Origin of the sequence: Pseudomonas sp. D(2018) (genome assembly GCF_005502555.1) — a bacterium.
Classification (GTDB): Bacteria; Pseudomonadota; Gammaproteobacteria; order Pseudomonadales; family Pseudomonadaceae; genus Metapseudomonas; species Metapseudomonas resinovorans.
The window spans coordinates 24,645-46,384 of sequence record NZ_SCOK01000020.1 but is presented as its reverse complement, the minus strand read 5'-3'; the positions used below and the strand labels follow the sequence as shown (position 1 = coordinate 46,384).

Annotated in this window: 20 protein-coding genes and 1 pseudogene; 12 read left to right on the top strand and 9 right to left on the bottom strand. The window is 66.2% G+C overall.

Annotated features, from left to right (window positions below; all coding sequences use genetic code 11):
• Positions 1-207: 207 nt before the first annotated feature.
• Positions 208-1,410, top strand: a complete 1,203-nt coding sequence (locus FFS60_RS14765; protein WP_028630069.1) for an NAD(P)/FAD-dependent oxidoreductase — start codon at positions 208-210, stop codon at positions 1,408-1,410.
• An 82-nt stretch (positions 1,411-1,492) separates the two neighbouring features.
• Positions 1,493-1,726 carry a hypothetical protein gene (locus tag FFS60_RS14760; protein ID WP_028630068.1) on the top strand — a complete coding sequence of 78 codons (234 nt, stop codon included), beginning with the start codon at positions 1,493-1,495 and terminating at the stop codon, positions 1,724-1,726.
• A 273-nt stretch (positions 1,727-1,999) separates the two neighbouring features.
• On the opposite strand, the gene FFS60_RS14755 is transcribed toward FFS60_RS14760, so the two are convergent.
• The 4 genes from FFS60_RS14755 to FFS60_RS14740 form a co-directional block, all read right to left on the bottom strand.
• The gene (locus FFS60_RS14755) at positions 2,000-3,289 is read right to left on the bottom strand and encodes an NAD(P)/FAD-dependent oxidoreductase (RefSeq protein ID WP_137822372.1); all 1,290 of its coding nucleotides are present in this window, start codon (positions 3,287-3,289) and stop codon (positions 2,000-2,002) included.
• Positions 3,282-3,956: a peptidase S8 gene (locus tag FFS60_RS14750; protein WP_028630066.1), complete on the bottom strand. Its 675-nt coding sequence runs from the start codon at positions 3,954-3,956 to the stop codon at positions 3,282-3,284. Before FFS60_RS14750 ends, FFS60_RS14755 begins: the two co-directional genes overlap by 8 nt.
• Positions 3,946-5,679 (bottom strand): ABC transporter ATP-binding protein, encoded by a 1,734-nt coding sequence (locus FFS60_RS14745; RefSeq protein ID WP_137822371.1) that lies wholly within the window; start codon positions 5,677-5,679, stop codon positions 3,946-3,948. The genes FFS60_RS14750 and FFS60_RS14745 overlap by 11 nt, the downstream gene beginning before the upstream one ends.
• 160 nt (positions 5,680-5,839) lie before the next feature.
• Positions 5,840-7,741, bottom strand: a complete 1,902-nt coding sequence (locus FFS60_RS14740; protein ID WP_028630064.1) for a sigma-54-dependent Fis family transcriptional regulator — start codon at positions 7,739-7,741, stop codon at positions 5,840-5,842.
• A gap of 221 nt (positions 7,742-7,962) precedes the next feature.
• Between FFS60_RS14740 and FFS60_RS14735 the strand changes: the two genes are divergently transcribed.
• From FFS60_RS14735 to FFS60_RS14695, 10 genes and pseudogenes are all read left to right on the top strand, one after another.
• Positions 7,963-8,361 carry a MerR family DNA-binding transcriptional regulator gene (locus FFS60_RS14735; RefSeq protein ID WP_137822370.1) on the top strand — a complete coding sequence of 133 codons (399 nt, stop codon included), beginning with the start codon at positions 7,963-7,965 and terminating at the stop codon, positions 8,359-8,361.
• Positions 8,362-8,400: 39 nt separating this feature from the next.
• Entirely contained in the window at positions 8,401-9,564 is a 1,164-nt protein-coding gene (locus FFS60_RS14730; RefSeq protein ID WP_028630062.1) for an isovaleryl-CoA dehydrogenase, read from the top strand.
• 109 nt (positions 9,565-9,673) lie between these two features.
• The gene (locus FFS60_RS14725) at positions 9,674-11,281 is read left to right on the top strand and encodes a carboxyl transferase domain-containing protein (protein ID WP_137822369.1); all 1,608 of its coding nucleotides are present in this window, start codon (positions 9,674-9,676) and stop codon (positions 11,279-11,281) included.
• A 101-nt stretch (positions 11,282-11,382) separates the two neighbouring features.
• On the top strand, positions 11,383-12,177 hold the full coding sequence (locus tag FFS60_RS14720; protein ID WP_137822368.1) for a gamma-carboxygeranoyl-CoA hydratase: 795 nt from the start codon (positions 11,383-11,385) through the stop codon (positions 12,175-12,177).
• 2 nt (positions 12,178-12,179) lie between these two features.
• Positions 12,180-14,123, top strand: coding sequence for an acetyl/propionyl/methylcrotonyl-CoA carboxylase subunit alpha (locus FFS60_RS14715; protein WP_137822367.1), 1,944 nt, complete (start codon positions 12,180-12,182; stop codon positions 14,121-14,123).
• Positions 14,124-14,129: 6 nt separating this feature from the next.
• The gene (locus FFS60_RS28690) at positions 14,130-14,321 is read left to right on the top strand and encodes a hypothetical protein (RefSeq protein ID WP_218570597.1); all 192 of its coding nucleotides are present in this window, start codon (positions 14,130-14,132) and stop codon (positions 14,319-14,321) included.
• Positions 14,322-14,502: 181 nt separating this feature from the next.
• The gene (locus FFS60_RS14710) at positions 14,503-15,408 is read left to right on the top strand and encodes a hydroxymethylglutaryl-CoA lyase (protein WP_028630058.1); all 906 of its coding nucleotides are present in this window, start codon (positions 14,503-14,505) and stop codon (positions 15,406-15,408) included.
• A gap of 278 nt (positions 15,409-15,686) precedes the next feature.
• Positions 15,687-16,433, top strand: coding sequence for a response regulator (locus FFS60_RS14705; protein ID WP_137822366.1), 747 nt, complete (start codon positions 15,687-15,689; stop codon positions 16,431-16,433).
• Positions 16,434-16,586: 153 nt separating this feature from the next.
• A complete protein-coding gene (locus FFS60_RS14700; RefSeq protein WP_137822365.1) occupies positions 16,587-16,757 on the top strand; it encodes a YhfG family protein in 171 nt (56 codons plus the stop codon).
• A pseudogene (locus FFS60_RS14695) lies at positions 16,757-16,975 on the top strand (cell filamentation protein Fic); the annotation flags it as partial. The gene FFS60_RS14700 and the pseudogene FFS60_RS14695, both read left to right, overlap by 1 nt.
• Before the next feature lie 175 nt (positions 16,976-17,150).
• Here the strand turns inward: FFS60_RS14695 and FFS60_RS14690 are convergent.
• The 5 genes from FFS60_RS14690 to FFS60_RS14670 form a co-directional block, all read right to left on the bottom strand.
• Entirely contained in the window at positions 17,151-18,236 is a 1,086-nt protein-coding gene (locus FFS60_RS14690) for an AI-2E family transporter (protein WP_256658088.1), read from the bottom strand.
• Positions 18,237-18,335: 99 nt separating this feature from the next.
• The gene (locus tag FFS60_RS14685; protein ID WP_137822364.1) at positions 18,336-19,139 is read right to left on the bottom strand and encodes a DUF4892 domain-containing protein; all 804 of its coding nucleotides are present in this window, start codon (positions 19,137-19,139) and stop codon (positions 18,336-18,338) included.
• 159 nt (positions 19,140-19,298) lie between these two features.
• Positions 19,299-20,162, bottom strand: coding sequence for an alpha/beta fold hydrolase (locus FFS60_RS14680; RefSeq protein ID WP_028629399.1), 864 nt, complete (start codon positions 20,160-20,162; stop codon positions 19,299-19,301).
• Positions 20,159-20,965, bottom strand: a complete 807-nt coding sequence (locus FFS60_RS14675; RefSeq protein WP_137822363.1) for an alpha/beta fold hydrolase — start codon at positions 20,963-20,965, stop codon at positions 20,159-20,161. Before FFS60_RS14675 ends, FFS60_RS14680 begins: the two co-directional genes overlap by 4 nt.
• An 85-nt stretch (positions 20,966-21,050) precedes the next feature.
• On the bottom strand, positions 21,051-21,701 hold the full coding sequence (locus tag FFS60_RS14670; RefSeq protein WP_028629401.1) for a LysE family translocator: 651 nt from the start codon (positions 21,699-21,701) through the stop codon (positions 21,051-21,053).
• Positions 21,702-21,740: the final 39 nt, after the last annotated feature.

The window sequence follows — 21,740 nt, the reverse complement described above, 5'->3', positions numbered from 1 at the left end:
CCTTCGTATATATCAACCCACCCCACGCATAACGCCAATGCACCGATGTAGAAGTGCATCTTTCGCAGTCCGCAAATAGCATGAACCCACAGCGGACGAATGAATGCGACGAAACTCGCAGCGGCAAACCCGGCCTATATAACTCGTTCCGCCGAACATGAACTAACAACTTCAATGTCATTTACCCACTCTTTTCAGGAGCAAGTCATGAAGCAGCATATTCTGGTAATTGGCGCGGGATTCGGCGGACTCTGGAGTGCATTGAGCGCAGCGCGCCTGCTGGACATGCACGGTCGTCACGACGTGGATATTTCCCTGCTGGCGCCCCAGGCCGAACTGCGCATCCGTCCGCGTTTCTACGAGCCCGACGTGCATGCCATGTTCGCGCCCCTGGAGGCCTTGCTCGACACGGTAGGCGTGCGTTTCATCAAGGGTACGGCCGAGCGCATCGATGAGCAGGCCAGGATCGTCGGCTACCGCGACGAGGCCGGCCAGCCGCACGAACTGGGCTACGACCGCCTGGTACTGGCGACCGGCAGCCAGTTGGCCCGGCCGCCGGTACCCGGCCTGCAGGACCACGCCTTCGATGTCGACCAGATCGAGTCGGCCGTGCGCCTGGAGAACCACCTGAAGTCCCTCAAAGACCTGCCGGCCAGCGACGCGCGCAACACCGTGGTGATCGCCGGTGGCGGCTTCACCGGCATCGAGACCGCCACGGAGATGCCGGCACGCCTGCGCGCCGTACTCGGCGATGACCAGCATATCCGCGTGATCATCGTCGACCGCGGCCCGAAGATTGCGGCAGCCATGGGCGATGGAATCCGCCCGCCGATAGTCGAGGCCAGCGAACACCTGGGTATCGAATGGGAGCTGAATACCAGCGTATCGGCGGTCGACGCCGATGGCGTGACCCTTTCCGATGGCCGTCGCATCGAGAGCCGGACGCTGATCTGGACCGTTGGTTTTCGCGCCAGCCCGTTGACCGAGCAACTGACCAGCGTGCGCGATGGCCAGGGACGCCTGCACGTGGATCAGAACCTCAAGATATTCGGTCAGGACAACATCTTCGCCGCTGGCGACGTTGCCTATGCCGCCACCGATGACCTGGGCAACTTCGCCGCCATGTCCTGCCAGCACGCGATCTCCCTCGGTCGCCATGCCGGCAACAACGTTGCGGCCGACCTGCTGGGCGTGCCGCCCACCGCCTACCGCCAGCCCAAGTACGTGACCTGCCTGGACCTCGGCGCCTGGGGTGCGGTGTTCACCGAAGGCTGGGACCGCCAGGTCAAGCTGCTGAAACAGGAGGCCAAGGAGCTCAAGAGCCAGATCAACAGCATCTGGATCTACCCCCCGGCAGCTGATCGCAGCACCGCCCTGGCAGCCGCTGACCCGATGATTCCGGTGGCCTGAGCCCTCATCCGACCCTGGCTTCCGTCACCCCGTGGCGGAAGCCAGCCGAGCAACGCTGCTGCTTCTGTAGAGGGAGCCGGCCATGTTGGCCTTCTTCGAATCACCCAGGCGCGTACTGAAAATCTCCACCCATATGCTGGCAGGCGGCGCGGCGATGCTGGCAATCGGGGTCCTGCTGGCCTACTTCCTTGACGCCTACCTGTCGATCGGTGCGCTGGTACTGGCGCACCTTTTGACGATGCTGGGTCCGACCTCGATCAAGATCGGCTACGTGCTGCGCCTGCACGCGCTGTACCGCTTCAATGCAAGCACCTGATTGCCTCTACCGATTCGTAAGGTCGGTCGGCCAGGCGTTGCCGTTGTAGGGGCGATTTCAATCGCTATGTCTGCGTTAGCTGTTTCGAGAGATTGACCATCGGGCCAAGAGCCTTGTAGGAGCTGGCTTGCCAGCGAAACGCGGCCATTCGCTGGAAAGCCAGCTCCTACGGGCAATGCAGCGCCCGACAACACGTAACGCAGACATAGCCATCTCAATTGCCAAGCAGAATGAATTCGCCCCCAACAGAAAAAGCAGTGGCCCGAGCGGGGTTCAGGGTCTGTAGCCCTGGGCCAGCAGCCAGCCTTGCACCAGGCGACGAGGCTGCTCCGGGAGGGTGGCCAGGGCCTGGGGCAGCTCACCCCGATGCAGGGCGGAAACGACAGGGGCGAGTTCGATGCCTTGCAGGTGCCAGATGCCCAGCGGCTGGTCCGCCGTTACAACCACATTGGCTTCTTCGATCAGGTCGCCATGAATCACCGGTGCGCGCTCCACGCGCACCTGGCTGAAGTCCGCCGGCGCGTGCATGGGCTCGGCGTCGGGCCAGGTGCGGCGGTCGCGCCAGAAGGCTGCGTCTGGCCAGCGTTGTTCCAGGGCGTAGAAGTCCCGCCCGGTGCGGGCGAAGCGCAGGAAGAGGTGTTCCACCCGGCGCTGGTGGAAACGCCGGGCCAGTTCGGCGCACTCGGGGCGTTGAATCATGGTGTTGATCACTGCCGATGCCTGCAGGGCCGACGACAGCGACTGGAAGATGCCGTTGCCGGAGAGCGGGTCCACCGCCATCGCGGCATCCCCTACCCGCAGCCAGTTGGGGCCGCTGGCCTCGTGGAAGAGAATCGCCGTGCTGCTGCGGGCGTGCAGGCTGGCCGGCTGTAGGGCCTGGGCGCCGAACAGCTCGCGCACCAGCACGGACTCGCTGCGGCGGTGGGCACAGTAGTCGGGTAGTTGCTCCTTGGGCGGCAGATCGCGGGCGTTGAGGGTGATCTGCCAGTAGCAGCGGCCGTCCGTCAGGCGCGCCATCCAGGCCCAGCCATCGGGCAGGCTTTCCACCGCCGAGGCCGGTTGACCGGGGGCGTCCTGCCACTGGTTGAGCAGGCTCAAGGTTTCCGGTCCGCGCAGGCGACCACCGGCCAGCGGCGCCTGGCGGCCACGGGCTTCGACGAGGAAGTCCGCGCGCAGGGGTTCGCCCGGTTCGATATGGATCAGATGACCATCGCCGGTGCTTTCCACTTTCAGCACGCGCGCCGCCAGCACCTCGATGCCGGCAGCGCGCAGGTCTTCGCGGATGGCAGCATCGAACTGCGGGCGATCCAGCAGGCATTCCTGATTGATCGACTGGCCGTCGCCGTTCCACTGCACCCGCCGCGGCGAGGGAGCGGCGGCGCAGGCCAGCGCACGATCAAGACCGGCTTGCCGCAACCCATCCAGCACCCGTTGGGACACGCCCTCCACTGCCGCAAAGCGGCGCCATTCGCTGACCACCCGCACGGAGTAGCCCAGCCGACGCAGCCCGAGGGCCACTGCCGCGCCAGCCGGGCCGGCACCCAGCACGACGATCTCAGTCATGGCCACGGCGCTCCCGTCCGGTGAAGGCCGCACCCTCGCGTAGCCACTGGAGCACAGCCTCGCGGCCGGCGCCGGGATGGGCTTGCAGGAAGCCGGCGATGATGCCGGAAAGGGCCGCGCAACCGACGCTGGAACCCGCCACGCCATTGGCCGCTGCCACATGGGCACCGAAGTCGGCTTGCGGGCTGTTCAGCCAGGACCATTGCCCCGGCGCGCAGCGGGCATCGCCGGTCACGCGGATCACGCCCGGATAGGCCGCCGGGTACACCGGCTCGCCCTGGGCCGGGCTGGAGGCGCAGAGCAGGATGCCGGCGGTATGGGCCAGCACGCAGGCCTCACGCAGCACCGGGCGGTCGTTGCGCAGGCCGAGGCTCAGGTTGACCAGGGCCACGTTCTGCTCGATCAGCCAGTGAAGGGCAGCGGCAATCTGCAGCGGGCTGGTCTGCCAGCGCTCAGCGAATACCTGGGCCACACAGAGGCGGACCGGGCCGCACTGGCGCGTCAAGGTGTCCAGCACAACGCTGCCGTGGCCAAGGGCATCCGGCTGCGTGTCGCCATCGAGCAACTCACCGCCTTCCAGCCAGAAGCGCCGGGCCAGGGCAACGTGGCTCCCCTGCTCCGGCGCGAAGCCGCTGTCGATAATGCCGATAGCGAGTTCATTGGCCATGGCTCACCTGCTCGGGTTCCAGGCTGTGCAACTGGCCGTGCTCCAGGCGGAAGGCGATGTCGGCCTGGGCCAGGGTGGATGGCCTGTGGCTGATAAGGATGCGCGTGCGCCCGGCGAAGAGCTGGTCGATGGCGGCGATCACTTCGCGCTCGGTAGCTTCGTCCACCGCCGACGTGGCTTCGTCCAGCACCAGGATCAGCGGGTCTTGCAGCAGCGCGCGGGCGATGGCGATGCGTTGTTTCTGCCCGCCGGAAAGTTGCTGGCCGCGCTCGCCCAGTGGGTTGTCCAGGCCAAGCGGCAGGGATTCGATCAGGCTGTCCAGGCGGGCCAGCCGCGCCACCTGTTCCAGGGCCTCACGGCTGGCGTCGGGGGCGCTGTAGCCGAGGTTCTCCGCCAGGGTGCCACGGAACAGGATGATGTCCTGGCTGACCACGGCGATGCGCCGACGCAGGGCAAAGAGGTCCAGCTCGCGCAGGTCGACGCCATCCAGCAGGACGCGCCCCTGGTCCGGGTCGTAGAAGCGTTGCAGCAGGTCGATCAGGGTGGATTTGCCGACGCCCGAGGCGCCGCTGATGGCGACTTTGAGGCCAGCGGGAATGCAGGCGTCTACGTCGCGCAGCACGGCACCGGCACGTTGCTCGTGGGCGAAATGCACGCCTTCCAGGCGCAGCTCTCCCCTGCCCTCCGGCATAGGTTTGGGCGCGTCGGGCTGGCGTACCGGCACCGGCTCCTGTTGCAGTTCCATCACCCGGCCGAGGCTCACGGTCATCCGTTGCAGCGCAACGTAGAGACCCAGCAGGCTCTGCACCGGCCCCACGGCCATGCCGAGGTAGGTGGAGAAGGCGATCAGCGCGCCCAACTGCCAGGTGCCCTGGATCACCCAGTAGCCGCCGATGAGGAAGGCACAGGCGCGGGACAGCGAGGTCAGGGTGCCGGGCACGGCATGGGTGAAGAACTCGGTGATTTGCACGCGCAGCAACTGGCTCATGTAGCCCTGCCCGAGTCTTTCCAGGCGGCCGGACTCGCGTTTCTGCTGACCGGCGGCCTGGATGAACTTCATCGCCGGCAGGGTTTCCACCAGGAACGACGACACGTCCGCCGAGCGTTCGCGCAGGCTGCGCACCTCGCGCTCGACCTTGCGTCGCATCCAGCGCAGCCAGAGCACTTCGATGGGGATCAGCAGCGCCAGCAGCAATGACAGTTGCCAGGACAGCAGCAGCATCAGGGTCACCGCGCCGATCAGGCCGATGACGCTGGAGACGGCGGAGAACAGCGAATCCACGGCGAAGCGCTGGATTTCCGCCACGTCGCCATCCAGCCGGGAAAGGATGTCGCCGATGCGCTTGCGGCCATAGAAGGCCGGCGAGAGTTGCTGCAGGTGGCGGTACAGGTCATCCCGCAGGGCGAAGAGGATGCGCCCCGAGAGCCGGGTGTGCAGGTAACGGTTGATGCCAGACAGCACGGTGCCGAGGATGCCGACGGCGATCATTGCCACCGCCACCTGCACCAGCAGGCCGAAGTCCTTGGCGAGCAGGCCGTCGTCGATCAGGGTCTTGGTCAGCCAGGGTTGGGCCAGCACCAGCAGGGAGGCGCCGAGGGACAGGCCCAGCAGCACGAGGATGGCACGCAGCTGCGGGCGGACGAAGCCATAGAGCCAGGCCAGGGCACGGCGCAGCAGGTCGGGGTCGCTGGTTTCCACCAGTTTGAGGAGGAGACGGGTCATCGGGTAATCGCCAGGGATTGCACGTTCATTGTGGGGGCGAATTCATTCGCTATGGGCTGCAACGCAGCCCCCTTCGGTCTTGCAGGGCAGACCTGCGGTCTGCTTAGCGAATGAATTCGCCCCCACAGGGTTTCAGCCCCGCATTGGCAGCTTGGGCGAGTCATCCCCTCAGTTGCTTCAGCTTGCGATACAGGGTCGCGCGGCTGATGCCGAGGGCGTCGGCGGCGGCAGAGACATTGCCCTGGTGGCGGTCCAGGGCGCTGCGGATCAGCTCCAGCTCGTTCTCGCGGATGCTGCCGGGCTGGCGGCAACTGGCGGTGAGTTCGTCCAGCAGGCTGTCGGTGAGGTGATCCAGCCCCAGCACCTTCTCGCCCGCCTCACGCATGGCCAGCGCCGAGCGCAGGACCATTTCCAGCTGGCGGATGTTGCCCGGCCAGTCGTAGCCGGACAGCAGTTCGGTGAGGTCCTTGTCGAGGCTTACGTTGGACGCGCCGAACTTGTGCAGCACGCCGCTGATCATTCCGCCCAGGTCATCCCGCTCGCGCAGGGCCGGCAGACGCAGGCTGACGCCGTTGATGCGGTAGTAAAGGTCTTCACGGAAGTGCTTTTCCTGCACCAGGCGCTTGAGGTCGCGGTGGGTGGCGCAGATCACGGCGACGTCGATGTCCTGCTCTTCGCCGGCACCCAGGGGCGCCACCTTGCGCTCCTGCAGCACCCGCAGCAGGCGCGCCTGCAAGCTCAGCGGCATGTCGCCGATCTCGTCGAGGAACAGGGTGCCGCCGTGGGCCTGCATCAGCCGTCCGACCATGCCGCCGCGACGCGAACCGGTGAAGGCGCCTTCGCGGTAGCCGAAGAGTTCGGACTCGATCAGGCCCTCCGGGATGGCGGCGCAGTTCACCGCCACGAACGGCTTGTCGGCACGCGGGCTGGACTGGTGCAACGCGCGGGCCACCACTTCCTTGCCGGTGCCGGTCTCGCCCAGCAGCAGCACCGGCAGCTCATTGGCCAGGCCCTGGCGCGCCATGCGCAGGGCGCGGGCGAAACGGCTGTCGCGTCCGGCCAGTTCATCAAGTAGCAAGGTTTTCTGCGAGGCCGGCGCCCTGGCAGCGGGTGCGGTGCCGCCAAGGCTGGTGTGGCGCGGCACCTGAAGGGCGCGGAAGAAGAACTCGCCCTTGGCGGTCTGCACGCTGCTCACCCCGCCCTGCAACAGACGGGTGATGAATTGCGGCGAGCGCTCACCGATCAGGTCGCTCGAACGGCGGCCCACCAGCGCTTCGCGGCGTATCTGCAACAGGTCGCAGGCACGCTCGTTGGCCGCGAGTACCTCGCCGTCCAGGCTGACGGCCAGAAGGCCGTGCCAGGCACTGCCGAGATATTGCGGGCGGCTGTGGAAGGCCAGCACCAGATGATCCGGGTAGCAGAGGCCGAACATGCGGCTCTCGATGTTACCGGCGGCCAGCATCAGGGTGGCGAGGTTGTCCTGGGGCTGGGCCATGACCCCTTCTCGGGTCAGGTCGATCACGCCGACCACCCGGCCCTGGGGGTCGCGCAGGGGCACCGAGGTGCAGGAGAACGGGCTGAGGCGGTCCAGGTAGTGTTCGCCGCAGTTGATCAGGGTCGGTCGCCCTTCCACTACGGCGGTGCCGATGGCGTTGGTGCCGCGCAGGGACTCGCTCCAGCAGCTGCCGGGACGCAGGTCGCGCAGGCCGAAGCTCTTGAGGAATTCGGTCTGGCCTTCGATGGCCAGGACGTTGGCCTGGGCGTCGCCGAGGATGATCAGCCCGCCCTTGCCCTGCTGGCTGACCAGGTACTCCAGCTCCGGCGTGGCGGCATCGATCAGCAGGCGGTTGCTGTCCAGCAGCAATTGCAGGTCGTGCCGCTGCTCGACCTGCTCGCCCTCCAGGCAATTGAGGCCGTGGCCGAGACTGCGCCGCCACGAGGCATCGATCTCGTCGCGCAGCACGCCCTGGGGCAGTTCGCCTTCGCTGGCCAGTTTCAAACGAGCCTGACGCGACTCGTGCAATGGATCGGCAGCGGTTTTTATTCGAATGTCTTGCGCCATCTCTCGCTCCAGCGTGCGCCCCGGCATGGGCCGGCGGTCAAGTCGCTCGCCTTGAATGTCTACACCCCCGGCCCACGTCCGTAAAGAGCGGGCCAACTCCCCTGCAGGCAGCAAGTATCAAGCCATTCCGGCCGTCGCCTGCTCTTGCGAAGCGTAGTTGACAGTCAGGTTGGCACAGGTTTACGTTAACGTAAAGGTAAACACAGCCACGAGCCCCGACCATGCCCACCACCTACAGCATTTCCGATCTGGCCCGCGAACTGGACGTCACCACCCGCGCCATCCGCTTCTATGAGGAGCAAGGCATGCTCAGCCCCGAGCGCCGTGGCCAGGAGCGCATCTACAGCCCGAAGGACCTGGTGGCGCTCAAGCTCATCCTGCGGGGCAAGCGCATCGGTTTCTCGCTGGCCGAATGCAAGGAACTGATCGACCTCTACGACCCCAGCAGCGGCAACCGCAAGCAGCTGCAGACCTTCATGGACAAGATCGCCGTGCGCCGCGCGCAGCTTGAACAGCAGCTGCTGGATATCCAGCAGATGCAGCTGGAACTGGATACGGCCGAGGAACGCTGCCTGGCGGCCATGGCCGAAACCGAACGCAAACAGGGCGTCAACGCCTGATCCACTCATCCTCCGACAATGACAAGCACAGGTGTAACGATGAGCTACCCCACTCTCAACTTCGGTCTCGGCGAGACCATCGACATGCTGCGCGATTCCGTCCATCAGTTCGCCCAAGCCGAACTGGCCCCGCGTGCCGCGCAGATCGACCGTGATAACGAGTTCCCCATGGACATGTGGCGCAAGTTCGGCGACATGGGCCTGCTCGGCATGACCGTGGAAGAGGAATACGGCGGCACCAACATGGGCTACCTGGCTCACGTGGTGGCGATGGAAGAAATCAGCCGCGCGTCCGCCTCGGTCGGCCTGTCCTACGGTGCGCACTCCAACCTCTGCCTCAACCAGATCCGCAAGAACGGCACCCACGAGCAGAAGCTCAAGTATCTGCCCAAGCTGTGTTCCGGCGAACACGTCGGCGCGCTGGCCATGAGCGAGCCCAACGCCGGCTCGGACGTGGTGTCGATGAAGCTGCGCGCCGACAAGAAAGGCGACCGCTACGTGCTCAACGGCAACAAGATGTGGATCACCAACGGCCCGGACGCCAACACCTACGTGATCTACGCCAAGACTGACGTCAACGCCGGCTCACGCGGCATGACGGCCTTCATCGTCGAGCGCGACTTCAAGGGCTTCTCCCGCCACCAGAAGCTGGACAAGCTGGGAATGCGCGGTTCCAACACCTGCGAGCTGGTGTTCGAAGACGTTGAGGTGCCGGAAGAAAACATCCTCGGTGCGGAAGGCCGTGGCGTGGCCGTGCTGATGAGCGGCCTGGACTACGAACGTACCGTGCTCTCCGGCGGCCCGACCGGGATCATGAGCGCCTGCATGGACGTGGTGCTGCCCTATGTGCACGAGCGCCAGCAGTTCAAGCAGTCCATCGGCGAATTCCAACTGGTGCAGGGCAAGCTGGCCGACATGTACGCCGGCATGAACGCTTCCAAGTCCTACCTGTACACCGTGGCCAAGGCCTGCGACCGCGGCGAGGAATCGCGCAAGGACGCCGCCGCAGTGATCCTCTACACCGCCGAAATGGCCACCAAGATGGCCCTGGACACCATCCAACTGCTGGGCGGCAACGGCTACACCAACGAGTACCCGGCGGGCCGTCTCCTGCGCGACGCCAAGCTCTACGAGATCGGCGCCGGCACCAGCGAAATCCGCCGCATGCTGATCGGCCGCGAGCTGTACAACGAAACCCGCTGATCGCCACACCGAGCCCCTGTAGGAGCGAGCTTGCTCGCGGACAAGCCTTCGCCAGCAAGCTGGCTCCTACAGGAAAGCGCCGGTACAGACACTCGACGGAGCGCGCCAGATGGCCATCCTGCACACCCAGATCAACACCCGTTCCCCGGACTTCGCCCGCAACAGCGCGGCGATGCTCGAACAGGTCGGCGCCCTGCACAGTCTGCTCGGCCGCATCCATGAAGGCGGCGGCGCCAAGGCCCAGGAACGCCACACCTCGCGCGGCAAGCTGCTGCCCCGCGAGCGCATCAATCGCCTGCTGGACCCCGGCTCGCCCTTCCTCGAAATCGGCCAGCTCGCCGCCCATGAGGTCTATGGCGAAGACGTACCCGCCGCTGGTGTGGTGGCCGGCATCGGCCGCGTGGAAGGCGTGGAATGCATGATCGTGGCCAACGACGCCACGGTGAAAGGCGGCTCCTACTACCCGCTGACCGTGAAGAAGCACCTGCGCGCCCAGACCATTGCCCAGCAGAACCGCCTGCCCTGCATCTACCTGGTGGACTCCGGCGGCGCCAACCTGCCGCGCCAGGAAGACGTGTTCCCGGACCGTGAGCACTTCGGCCGCATCTTCTTCAACCAGGCCAACATGAGCGCCATGGGCATCCCGCAGATCGCCGTAGTCATGGGCTCCTGCACCGCCGGCGGCGCCTACGTGCCGGCAATGAGCGACGAAACCATCATGGTGCGCAACCAGGCCACCATCTTCCTCGCCGGTCCGCCGCTGGTGAAAGCCGCCACGGGTGAAGTGGTGACCGCCGAAGAACTGGGCGGCGCCGACGTGCACTGCAAGGTGTCCGGCGTGGCCGACCACTACGCCGAGAGCGACGAGCACGCCCTGGCCCTGGCCCGGCGCAGCATCGCCAACCTCAACTGGCGCAAGGCTGGCGAACTGAACCTGCGCACGCCCCTGGCGCCGCGCTACGCCAGCGATGAGCTGTACGGCGTGATCCCGGCCGATGCCAAGCAGCCCTTCGACGTACGCGAAGTCATCGCCCGCCTGGTGGACGACTCCGAGTTCGATGAGTTCAAGGCGCTGTTCGGCACCACCCTGGTGTGCGGCTTCGCCCACCTGCACGGCTACCCCATCGCCATCCTCGCCAACAACGGCATCCTCTTCGCCGAAGCCGCGCAGAAAGGCGCGCACTTCATCGAACTGGCCTGCCAGCGCGGCATCCCGCTGCTGTTCCTACAGAACATCACCGGCTTCATGGTGGGCAAGAAGTACGAAGAAGGCGGCATCGCCAAGCACGGCGCCAAGCTGGTGACCGCTGTGGCCTGCGCCAAGGTGCCGAAGTTCACCGTGATCATCGGCGGCAGCTTCGGTGCCGGTAACTACGGCATGTGCGGCCGCGCCTACGACCCGCGCTTCCTGTGGATGTGGCCCAACGCCCGCATCGGCGTGATGGGCGCCGAGCAGGCCGCTGGCGTGCTCACCCAGGTCAAGCGCGAGCAGAGCGAACGTGCTGGCCACAGCCTGAGCGCCGACGACGAAGCCCGCATCAAGCAGCCGATCCTTGAGCAGTACGAGCGCCAGGCGCATGCGTATTACTCCAGCGCACGGCTGTGGGACGACGGTGTGATCGACCCGGCGCAGACCCGCGACGTGCTCGGCCTCGCCCTCTCGGCCAGCCTCAACGCCCCGATCGAGCGAACCACTTTCGGCGTGTTCCGCATGTAAACCCTGCTTGCGAGCGGTGGAGCCATCGTAGGAGCCAGCTTGCTGGCGAACCCGGGTACCACCGCTGATCGCGAGCAAGCTCGCTCCTACAGGAGAGCAGGATGACCGACTTCAACACGCTGCAACTGGACATCGCCGACAACGGCGTCGCCACCCTCTGGCTGAACCGTCCGGACAAGAACAACGCCTTCAACGCCGGGATGATCCGAGAGCTGATCCTCGCCCTGGATGCCGTCAAGGCGCATGGCAAGGTGCGCTTCCTGGTCCTGCGCGGCCGTGGCCGGCACTTCTCCGCTGGCGCGGATCTGGCCTGGATGCAGGAATCCGCCCAGCTCGACTACGCCGCCAACCTCGACGATGCCCGCGAACTGGCCGAGCTGATGTACAACCTCTACCACCTCAAGGTACCAACCCTCGCAGTGGTGCAGGGCGCGGCCTTCGGTGGCGCGCTGGGCCTGATCAGTTGCTGCGACATGGCCATCGGCGCCGTGGACGCGCAGTTCTGCCTGTCGGAAGTGCGCATTGGTCTGGCCCCGGCGGTGATCAGCCCCTTCGTCGTCCAGGCCATCGGTGAGCGCGCCGCGCGCCGCTACGCCCTGACCGCCGAACGCTTCAGCGGTGAACGCGCCCGTGAACTGGGCCTGCTCGCCGAGTGCTATCCAGCCGAGGAGCTGGACCAGGCCGTGGAAGCCTGGACGGCCAACCTGCTGCAGAACAGCCCGCAGGGCATGAGCGCCACCAAGGACCTGCTGCGCGAAGTCGGCAGCGGTGCCCTCAGCCCCAATCTGCGCCGCTACACCGAAAGCGCCATCGCCCGCATCCGTGTGAGCCCCGAAGGCCAGGAGGGCCTGCGCGCCTTCCTGGAGAAACGCAAACCGTCCTGGCAGGAGCAATAACAATGATCACCACCCTGCTGATCGCCAACCGCGGTGAAATCGCCTGCCGCGTCATGCGCACTGCCAAGGCGCTGGGTATCCGTACCGTGGCCGTGCACAGCGCCATCGACCGCAACGCCCGCCACGTGCGCGAGGCCGATGTGGCCGTGGACCTGGGCGGCGCCAAGCCGGCGGAAAGCTACCTGCTGGTGGACAAGCTCATCGCCGCCGCCAAGGCCAGCGGCGCCCAGGCCATCCACCCCGGCTACGGCTTCCTCTCCGAGAACGCCGGTTTCGCCCGCGCCATCGCCGATGCCGGGCTGATCTTCCTCGGCCCACCGGCCACCGCCATCGACGCCATGGGCAGCAAGTCCGCCGCCAAGGCGCTGATGGAAGCTGCCGGCGTGCCGCTGGTGCCCGGCTATCACGGCGAAGCCCAGGACCTGGACACCTTCCGCACCGCCGCTGAGCGCATTGGCTACCCAGTGCTGCTGAAAGCCGCCGCCGGTGGCGGTGGCAAGGGCATGAAGGTCGTGGAGCGTGAAAGCGAGCTGGCCGAGGCCCTGGCCTCCGCCCAGCGTGAAGCGCAGTCTGCCTTCGGCGACTCGCGCATGCTGGTGGAGAAGTACGTCCTCAAGCCGCGCCACGTGGAAATCCAGGTATTCGCCGACAGCCATGGCAACTGCCTGTACCTGAACGAGCGCGACTGCTCCATCCAGCGCCGCCACCAGAAGGTGGTGGAAGAAGCACCCGCCCCCGGCCTCTCGCCGGAAATCCGCAAGGCCATGGGGGAGTCCGCCGTGCGTGCTGCCCAGGCCATCGGCTACGTGGGCGCGGGCACCGTGGAATTCCTGCTGGATGAACGCGGCGACTTCTTCTTCATGGAGATGAACACCCGCCTGCAGGTGGAGCACCCGGTGACCGAAGCCATCACCGGCCTGGACCTGGTGGCCTGGCAGATTCGCGTTGCCCGTGGCGAAGCCCTGCCCATTACCCAGGAGCAGGTGCCGCTGATCGGCCACGCCATCGAAGTGCGCCTCTACGCCGAAGACCCGGACCAGGACTTCCTGCCCGCCAGCGGCCGCCTGGCCCTCTACCGCGAAGCCAACGCCGGCCCCGGCCGCCGCGTGGACAGCGGGGTGGCCGAAGGTGACGAAGTATCGCCCTTCTATGACCCCATGCTGGCCAAGCTGATCGCCTGGGGCGAGAACCGCGAAGAAGCCCGCCAACGCCTGCTGGCCATGCTCGACGAAACCGCCGTGGGCGGCTTCAAGACCAACCTGGCCTTCCTGCGCCGCGTGCTGGCCCACCCGGCCTTCGCCGCTGCCGAGCTGGACACCGGTTTCATTGCCCGTCATCAGGAGCAGTTGCTGCCCGCCCCGGCCGCCCTGCCCCCGGTCTTCTGGCAGGTGGCTGGCGAAACCTTCCGCCAGAGCGAGGCCGAGCGCGTGCGCGGCGACGACCCGCACTCGCCCTGGAGCCGCAACAGCGGCTGGCGTGCCGGCCTGCCGAGCGCGACCGACCTGCACCTGACCTGCGGCGACGAGCGCCAGGTCATACGCCTGCGTGGCACCGCCGCCAGCCCGATCCAGCTCAAGGGCGAATACGTCACCCTGGAGCAGGACGGCCTGCGCCGCCAGCATCTGGCGATCCGCCGGAGCGAAACCCTCTACCTGGAGTGGGATGGCGAGCTGCGCAGCGTCGGCCGGGTCGACCCGATCGAGGAAGTCGAAGCCAGCCACGCCCACCACGGCGGGCTGACGGCGCCCATGAACGGCAGTATCGTGCGCGTCCTGGTGGAAGCCGGGCAGACAGTAGAAGCCGGCACCGCCCTGGTGGTGCTCGAAGCCATGAAGATGGAACACAGCATCCGCGCGCCCCACAATGGCGTGGTCAAGGCGCTGTATTGCAGCGAAGGCGAGCTGGTCAACGAAGGCACCGCCCTCGTCGAGCTGGAAGAAGCCTGACCCGGCATGACCGTAGGATGGGTTAAGCCCGCGAAACCCATCGCGGAGTTGATGGGTTTCGCTTCGCTCTACCCATCCTACGAGCTGGAAGAAGCCTGGCCCGGTACGACCGTAGGATGGGTAGAGCCCGCGAAACCCATCGCGGAGTTGATGGGTATCGCTCCGCTCTACCCATCCTACAAGCTGGAAGAAGCCTGACCCGGTATGACCGTAGGATGGGTAGAGCCCGCGAAACCCATCGCGGAGTTGATGGGTATCGCTTCGCTCTACCCATCCTACAAGCTGGAAGAAGCCTGACCCGGTATGACCGTAGGATGGGTAGAGCCCGCGAAACCCATCGCGGGGTTGATGGGTTTCGCACCGAAAGAGAGATGACGCAATGACTATTCCCAGCAAGGTCCGCCTGGTCGAAGTCGGCCCGCGCGATGGCCTGCAGAACGAGAAGCAACCCATCAGCGTCGCCGACAAGGTGCGCCTGGTGGACGATCTCACCGCCGCCGGCCTCGGCTATGTGGAAGTGGGCAGTTTCGTTTCGCCCAAGTGGGTGCCGCAGATGGCCGGCTCCGCCGAAGTCTTCGCGCAGATCCAGCGCAAGGCCGGCGTGACCTACGCCGCCCTGGCGCCGAACCTCAAGGGCTTCGAAGCCGCCGTGGAAGCCGGGGTGAAGGAGGTGGCGGTGTTCGCGGCCGCGTCCGAGTCCTTTTCGCAGAAGAACATCAACTGCTCCATCGCCGAGAGCCTGGCGCGCTTCGTGCCTGTGATGGACGCGGCCAAGGCCCACGGCATCAGCGTGCGTGGCTATGTGTCCTGCGTGCTGGGCTGCCCCTACGAAGGCGAGGTGCCCGCCGAGCAAGTGGCTAGCGTTGCCGCCGAGCTTTACGCCATGGGCTGCTATGAAGTGTCCCTGGGCGACACCATCGGTACCGGCACGGCCGGCGCCACCCGCCACCTGTTCAACGTGGTGGGCACCCGTGTGCCGCGTGACCGCCTCGCCGGTCACTTCCACGACACCTACGGCCAGGCCGTGGCGAACATCCATGCCAGCCTGCTGGAAGGCATCACCGTGTTCGACAGCTCGGTCGCCGGCCTCGGCGGCTGCCCCTACGCCAAGGGCGCCACCGGCAACGTCGCCACCGAAGACGTGCTCTACCTGCTCAACGGCATGGGCATCGAGACCGGTATCGACATGAACAAGCTGGTGGAAGCCGGGCAACGCATCTGCGCGGTGCTGGGCAAGGAGAACGGGTCGAGGGTGGCGCGCGCCATTCTCGCTCGGGCAGGCTGAGGCATCCCCCACTCCCAGCCCTCTCCGAATGGGTAAGGGCTGGACGTGAGGGAATCCACCGCGCCACGCGACGTCCGTCGCCAATGAGCGCATCCACCCGAAGCACGCACGCGTTCGGCCGCTTTGTATCCTCCCCGATACAAACCCGACATGTCCCCGATACCCGCCTGCCCCAGCCTTGCCCGCCAATGGCCGCAACGCCTCGCGCGCGGTAGCATCCCTCCTTGTAGTTCCTGGGCCGGCAAACGCCCGCCCTCCCCCTCGGCACGAGCTTCACCATGCAATCGACTTCCGCTTCGGACACGCCCTTTCCCCGGAACCGCTGGAGCGTCCGCGCCCTGATCGTGGACGATGACGCGCCCATCCGTGAGCTGCTCTGCGGCTATCTGGCGCGCTTCAATATCGAGACGGTGGGCGTGGACGATGGCCAGGCCATGCGCCTGGCCCTGGCCGAAGAACGCTTCGACGTGGTGGTGCTGGACCTGATGCTGCCCGGCGAGGATGGCCTGTCCCTGTGCCGCTGGCTGCGTGCGGAGTCGGGTATCCCGATCCTGATGCTCACCGCCCGCTGTGAGCCGGCGGACCGCATCATCGGCCTGGAGCTGGGTGCCGATGACTACATGGCCAAACCCTTCGAGCCACGCGAACTGGTGGCACGCATCCAGACCATCCTGCGTCGGGTGCGTGACGACCACGACACGCCTCGCACCGACAGCCGCAGCAGCATCCGCTTCGACGCCTGGCGTCTGGACGGCGTGCTGCGCCAGTTGCAGTCGCCCGAAGGGCTGGTGGTGCCGCTTTCCAACGCTGAGTTCCGCCTGCTCTGGGTTTTCCTCGAACGCCCGCGCCGGGTGCTCAGCCGCGAGCAGTTGCTGGACGCTGCGCGGGGTCGTTCGATCGAGGCCTTCGACCGCAGCATCGACCTGCTGGTCTCGCGCCTGCGGCAGAAGCTCGGCGACGACCCGCGCTCGCCGCGCCTGATCAATCACCCGAGCGGCAACCTGCTGTACCCCAAAGGCCCATAAAACGGGCTGTCCAGGCACCCGCCAACCTCGCCAAACCAAAGCTTTCCAGAAAAAACGCCTAATGTAGTCACCACTTTCGGCAGCCGCTGTTGCCCACTACGCAACCGGGGTATCCGCTATAATCGCGCAGTAATCAGCGAGAGACGCGACCCAATGCCAGCTCTGTCCCTACAGGCCAAAAAGGCCTACTTCGCCAAGGTGCGCCAGTCCAACTATGCCGCCAGTCTCCGTCTGGAAGGCTTTGACGTGACGCCGGCCGATGCGGACCGCAAGCTGCCTACTCGCGAAGCTGCCCTGGACGCTTACCGCAACAAGCAAGGCTGATGGTCGACAAATACGGCGTCGGCCAAGACCCCTACTGCTACCCCGGCACTTCGGTGCTTAGAAACCGCTTGGGCCTAACCTCTGACGAAGCGCTCAACGAAGCAGAGCGCACACTCTCCGCAATCGCTGCCAGCGAAATCGAATTCATCCCCCCGCCATACGACTTGGTATCCCTAAAGCGTATTCATCACCAGTTGTTCCAGGACATCTACAATTGGACTTTCCCCGGATTTCATCCGGGCTACTGACGTGTAGGAGCGAGCTTGCTCGCGAAAGATCGTGCTCGGGCTGTTCGCGAGCAAGCTCGCTCCTACAGGCAATCCGGCTTCATCCTGTACATCAGGGATGCTCGATCGTCACAGGCAGAGCCGATGACTCATGACCACGGCCCCCTCAGGATGGCGGATGCTCCTGCACCTTGGTCTCCGGCGGAACCACCACCTGCGGCTGCGTATCGCCGATCCAGTCCGAGATCAGGCTGTAGGCCACCGCCAGCAGGGTGGGGCCGAGGAACAGCCCCATGAAGCCGAAAGCAAGAATGCCGCCGAATACCCCGAGCAATACCACCACCAGCGGGAGATTGCCGCCCCGGCTGATGAGGTAGGGCTTCAGCACGTTGTCCACGCCGCTGATGACGAACATGCCCCAGATACCGAGGAATATGGCGTAACCATAATCACCATGCCAGGCCAGCCAGGCGGTGACCGGCCCCCACACCAGCGGTGGCCCCATGGGGATGAGGCTGAGGGCAAAGGTGGCGATACCCAGCACCAGGGCACCGGGAACGCCGACAATCCAGAAGCCGATCAGCGCCAGCACGGCCTGGGCAGCGGCAGTACCGATCACGCCGTTGACCACCCGCTGCACGGTGCCGGCCACCAGCGCCAGGTAATGCTCGGCGCGCTCGCCAATCAACCGCTCCAGGCCACGTTCGACGAACAAGGCCATGCGCGGGCCATCGCGATAGAAGAAGAACACCAGCACCAGGCTAAGCACCAGCTCGACGATGCCGCCGCCGATCTGCGCGCTGCGCGCCAGCACCCAGTTGCCGGCCTGCCCCATATAAGGCTTGAGGCTGGCGAAGATGGCCGAGCCCTGGGCATCGATGGAATGCCAGACGCGCACCAGGCGCTCACCCACCAGGGGAATCTCCGGCAGCCATGCCGGCGGCGGCGGCAACCCTTCCACTTGCACGTTCTTCACCAGTTCGGTGGCGTCGCGCACATGCTCGGCCAGGTTGCCCAGCAGCCAGGCCAGGGGCAACGCCACGAGCACCACCCAGCCTGCCGTGAGCACACCGGCGGCGGCGGTTTCGCGGCCCTTCAGCAGGTTGCACAGCAGGCGCATCAGCGGCCAGCTGGCAAAGGCCAGCACGGCAGCCCAGAACAGCGCCGAGACAAAGGGCGCCAGCACCCAGAGGCATGCGCCGAGCAAGGTCAGCAAGAGTATCTGCACCAATAGGCGATCGTTGTTCAACATCCCTGAATCACTCCGGCGAGCAGATAAGAAAGGCCGTGCCTGCCAGAACGCATTGCGTGACCGGCAAGCACAAGCATAGAGACTGATCCTGACCGTTTCTCAGCGCAGAAGGTTCAGGTGCAGGCCAGGGGCCTTGCCTTCGCCCAGTTCCAGTCGAGCAGCACGCACGCCCTGCCCCACCAGCGCTTCGCGCCAGGCTTCGGCACCTGCGCCGGCCAGGCTGACGCGCAAGGTGCTGTCGAGGTTGAGGCAACGCCCCAGCAGCGTGGCCCAGGCGTCCGACGGCTCGTTCGGTAGACGGGCCAGGTGCAGCTCGCCGCTGCTTTTGAGTTCACGCATCAGGGTATCGGGTGTGGGCAGCAGTTCACCCAGGGGCGCGCTGGCATCCAGTTGCTCGGCATACAGGTAGGCCCGGCGGTTGCCCCGGGTAATGCTGTAGAGGGCCAGCAGGCTGTCCTGGTGCGGTTCGGCCAGACGCAGTAGCAGGTAAGCCTGTTGCTCATCAGAGCCATACAGTTTGGCGTTTCCAAAGATTGAATTGGCCCAGAGGCTGCTGGAGCCGCAGTCGCGGCCCTGGCACCAGTAGAGCAGCTCGGCCCCATTGGCCAGCAGGTCCTTTCGGGCGCGGTCGAAGGCGTCGGCCGAGCTGTGGCCGGCGGGCAGGCGATACGTCACCGAGGTCTGTCGCCCTTCGACTTCGACCTTGCGCTCCATGCGCAACTTATTGCTGATACGGCGGATGGAGCTTTGCGGGAAGACCCGTTCCTGGTCCGGGCTCTCTTGGAACTCGGTGATTTCGGCGTGGGGAAAGCGCGGCAGCGCTGCCAGGTCGTGGCTGCCAGGCGGGTCGGCAGCCTGGGCGGATGTTGCCAGCAGCAAGCCGGCAAGAAGGGTGAGGCGCATGCGCATCCTTATCGATAGGTCCTGGAGTGAGCAGTCTGGACCAGCTTTCGGGCCTTTTCCTGCCGCTTGCCACGGATCGAGCCGCGCCGCACAACGGTTTCGACCATCCCGCTGTTCCCTGACCAAAAGCCGCCAGCCTTCCCGGTTGGCGGGTTCAAGTCAAGGAATCGCGAAGAAGGGATTGAAACAGTCTGCTACCGCCTGGGCACCGGCCTCGTCATCCAGGTGCAGGTGATGCTTGCCAGGCAAGCGATGCACGTCGAATGACAACCCTTCCAGCAGGCCGGCGAACTTGGGTTCCACATGCAGCAGCCCCTCCTCCGCCAGCACCAGCATGGACGGGCACTTCACCGCATGGGCAAAGGCCAGCGCATGGGCGCGGGTCAGGCGCAGCGGCGACGGCAGGGTAAGTCGGCTGTCGGTGCGCCAGGTGTAGCCACCAGGCACCGGCATCAGGCCGCGCTCGGCGAGCAGTTCAGCGGCCTCGCGGCTGACCCCACCAGTGCCACGCATGCGTGCCTCGACGGCGCGGTCGATAGCGGCGTAGACCGGCTTGCGCTTGCCCGTCAGCGCCAGTTGCGCGCGCAGCGCCTCACCCAGCTTGGTCGGCGCCTGCTCGGCCTCGCCGGTGTAGGGCATCAGGCCATCGATCAGGGCCAGGCGCTCGACCCTGTCGGGCATGGCACCGGCCAGCATCACCGAGACGATGGCGCCCATGGAGTGGCCAAGCAGGGAAAAACGCTCCCAGCCCAGTTGTTCGGCCACCAGCAGCACATCAGCGGCATAGTCCCACAGCAGGTAGCTGGCCCCCGGTGCACGGTGGGCGGACAGCCCGTGGCCGGCGAAGTCGAGGGCGACGATGCGCAGCCCCGGCAGGCGCGGCGCCAGGCGGGCGAAGCTGTTGGCGTTGTCCAGCCAGCCGTGCAGGGCTATCACCGGCTGGCCGTCTTCGGGCCCGTAGAGGTGCGCTGCCAGTTCGATGTGCGGCAGGTTGAGGCGGATTTCTTCGACCTGGGCAGTCATGCGCTGGCCTCCTGACGGCGGCCGTCCCAGCGGCCGAATACGGACTTGAGCAGCTCGGCGGTTTCCTGCGGGCGTTCGAGGGGGAACATATGCCCACCGGGCAGCGACAGGTATTCCCCGTGTGGTACCCGCTTCAGCAACCGCGCATGGTGCGGCAACACCACCTTGCTGTGGCGTCCGCGCACCAGCGCCAAAGGCACCTTGAGCTGCTGCGGACGGCCCGGCGTGCGGTGCGGCACGCTGCGGTAGATGCTGATTTCGGTGGCGGCGTCGAACTTCAGCCGCAGGCTTTCGCCCTGGCGTGCCAGGCCATGCTGGACATAGGCGTCCAGGCACTCGGGGTCGAAACGGCGGAACAGGGCCTTGCCGGCGAAGTAACCACGGGCCTCGTTGAAGTCACCGAACTCCTCGCGACGACCCAGGGTGCGGCCGGCCGGGGTGATGCGGTCGATGAAGCCAAAGCGCTTGGCCGCACGGATGACGATGCGGTCGGCCAGGGTCAATACCGGGGAGTCCAGCATCCCCACGCCACGATAGAGGTCGGGGCGAAGGAGCGCGGCATGGTAGTGCAGCACGCCGCCGAGCGAATGACCCAGGCCCCAGACCGGATCGCCTTGCCCTTCCAGGTGGTGGATCAATTCGTCCACCAGATTCTCCCAGTTGTCGTTCACCGGGAAGCGCGGGTCGTGCCCGTGCTGTTCCAGGTGTTCGACGCGGAAGTCCGGGGCCAGGGCGGCGAAGAGCTTGCCGTAGGTGGCCGAAGGAAAGCCGTTGGCGTGGGCGAAGAAGATGGTGTGCGACATGGCGTCCAGCTCGTCGGGGGATGCTGGGGATTCTCCGGCAGCCTCGTTCACGCGGCAATGACTGTAACCGCCAGTGATGATGGCGCTACTGCCAAACCCCCGGTGCCAACAGCCGCCCGACTATGGCCAACGCCACCAGGAGGAACACCAGCCCGCAGGCCAGATCGATGACCGGCGCGACGCGCAGCAGGCGCTGCTGGGCGCTGCCACGGGTCAACGCCAGGCCCAGCACGCTGAACCAGGCCAGCCCCATGCCGAAAAGGATGCCGGCGGCACCGAGCTTGCCGGCAACGGACATATCCGCCGGAATCAGCCCCGATAGCAGCGCGAGGAAGAACACCAGCGCTTTCGGATTGAACAGGTTGGTGGCCAGCCCTCGCAGCCAGGGCCCCAGGGCTGAGGGCGGCAGCGCGCTGGCCAGCCGTCCATTGGCGCCCTCCCCGCGCTGGAACCAGCTGCGCACGGCACCGACGCCGAGCCAGCCGAGGTAGCTGGCGCCGAGCAGTTGCAGCAGATCGAACAGGAGCGGCGAGCGACTGAGCAACAGCGCCACGCCGGTCAGCACCAGGGTGCCGTGAACGAGGATGCCGCAGGCCAGGCCCAGTGCGCTGAGCAACCCCGCCCGACGCCCTTGATGCACGGCGGTGCGAACGACTAGCGCGACATCGGGGCCGGGGCTGACCAGGGCGACGGCGAACACGGCCGCCAGCGACAGCAAGACGGAAGTCTCCTGCATGGATGTTCTCCAGGATCGTGAGGATTCAGCGGTGATGGC

What these genes read in the sequence shown, in the direction of transcription:
- FFS60_RS14730 (WP_028630062.1), top strand. Translation starts at nt 8,401, where the DNA reads ATGAGCTACCCCACTCTCAACTTCGGTCTCGGCGAGACCATCGACATG.
- FFS60_RS14740 (WP_028630064.1), bottom strand. Translation starts at nt 7,741, where the DNA reads ATGGCGCAAGACATTCGAATAAAAACCGCTGCCGATCCATTGCACGAG.
- FFS60_RS14725 (WP_137822369.1), top strand. Translation starts at nt 9,674, where the DNA reads ATGGCCATCCTGCACACCCAGATCAACACCCGTTCCCCGGACTTCGCC.
- FFS60_RS14705 (WP_137822366.1), top strand. Translation starts at nt 15,687, where the DNA reads ATGCAATCGACTTCCGCTTCGGACACGCCCTTTCCCCGGAACCGCTGG.
- FFS60_RS14755 (WP_137822372.1), bottom strand. Translation starts at nt 3,289, where the DNA reads ATGACTGAGATCGTCGTGCTGGGTGCCGGCCCGGCTGGCGCGGCAGTG.
- FFS60_RS14715 (WP_137822367.1), top strand. Translation starts at nt 12,180, where the DNA reads ATGATCACCACCCTGCTGATCGCCAACCGCGGTGAAATCGCCTGCCGC.
- FFS60_RS14670 (WP_028629401.1), bottom strand. Translation starts at nt 21,701, where the DNA reads ATGCAGGAGACTTCCGTCTTGCTGTCGCTGGCGGCCGTGTTCGCCGTC.
- FFS60_RS28690 (WP_218570597.1), top strand. Translation starts at nt 14,130, where the DNA reads ATGACCGTAGGATGGGTTAAGCCCGCGAAACCCATCGCGGAGTTGATG.
- FFS60_RS14675 (WP_137822363.1), bottom strand. Translation starts at nt 20,965, where the DNA reads ATGTCGCACACCATCTTCTTCGCCCACGCCAACGGCTTTCCTTCGGCC.
- FFS60_RS14690 (WP_256658088.1), bottom strand. Translation starts at nt 18,236, where the DNA reads ATGTTGAACAACGATCGCCTATTGGTGCAGATACTCTTGCTGACCTTG.
- FFS60_RS14750 (WP_028630066.1), bottom strand. Translation starts at nt 3,956, where the DNA reads ATGGCCAATGAACTCGCTATCGGCATTATCGACAGCGGCTTCGCGCCG.
- FFS60_RS14720 (WP_137822368.1), top strand. Translation starts at nt 11,383, where the DNA reads ATGACCGACTTCAACACGCTGCAACTGGACATCGCCGACAACGGCGTC.
- FFS60_RS14745 (WP_137822371.1), bottom strand. Translation starts at nt 5,679, where the DNA reads ATGACCCGTCTCCTCCTCAAACTGGTGGAAACCAGCGACCCCGACCTG.
- FFS60_RS14685 (WP_137822364.1), bottom strand. Translation starts at nt 19,139, where the DNA reads ATGCGCCTCACCCTTCTTGCCGGCTTGCTGCTGGCAACATCCGCCCAG.
- FFS60_RS14760 (WP_028630068.1), top strand. Translation starts at nt 1,493, where the DNA reads ATGTTGGCCTTCTTCGAATCACCCAGGCGCGTACTGAAAATCTCCACC.
- FFS60_RS14735 (WP_137822370.1), top strand. Translation starts at nt 7,963, where the DNA reads ATGCCCACCACCTACAGCATTTCCGATCTGGCCCGCGAACTGGACGTC.
- FFS60_RS14765 (WP_028630069.1), top strand. Translation starts at nt 208, where the DNA reads ATGAAGCAGCATATTCTGGTAATTGGCGCGGGATTCGGCGGACTCTGG.
- FFS60_RS14710 (WP_028630058.1), top strand. Translation starts at nt 14,503, where the DNA reads ATGACTATTCCCAGCAAGGTCCGCCTGGTCGAAGTCGGCCCGCGCGAT.
- FFS60_RS14680 (WP_028629399.1), bottom strand. Translation starts at nt 20,162, where the DNA reads ATGACTGCCCAGGTCGAAGAAATCCGCCTCAACCTGCCGCACATCGAA.
- FFS60_RS14700 (WP_137822365.1), top strand. Translation starts at nt 16,587, where the DNA reads ATGCCAGCTCTGTCCCTACAGGCCAAAAAGGCCTACTTCGCCAAGGTG.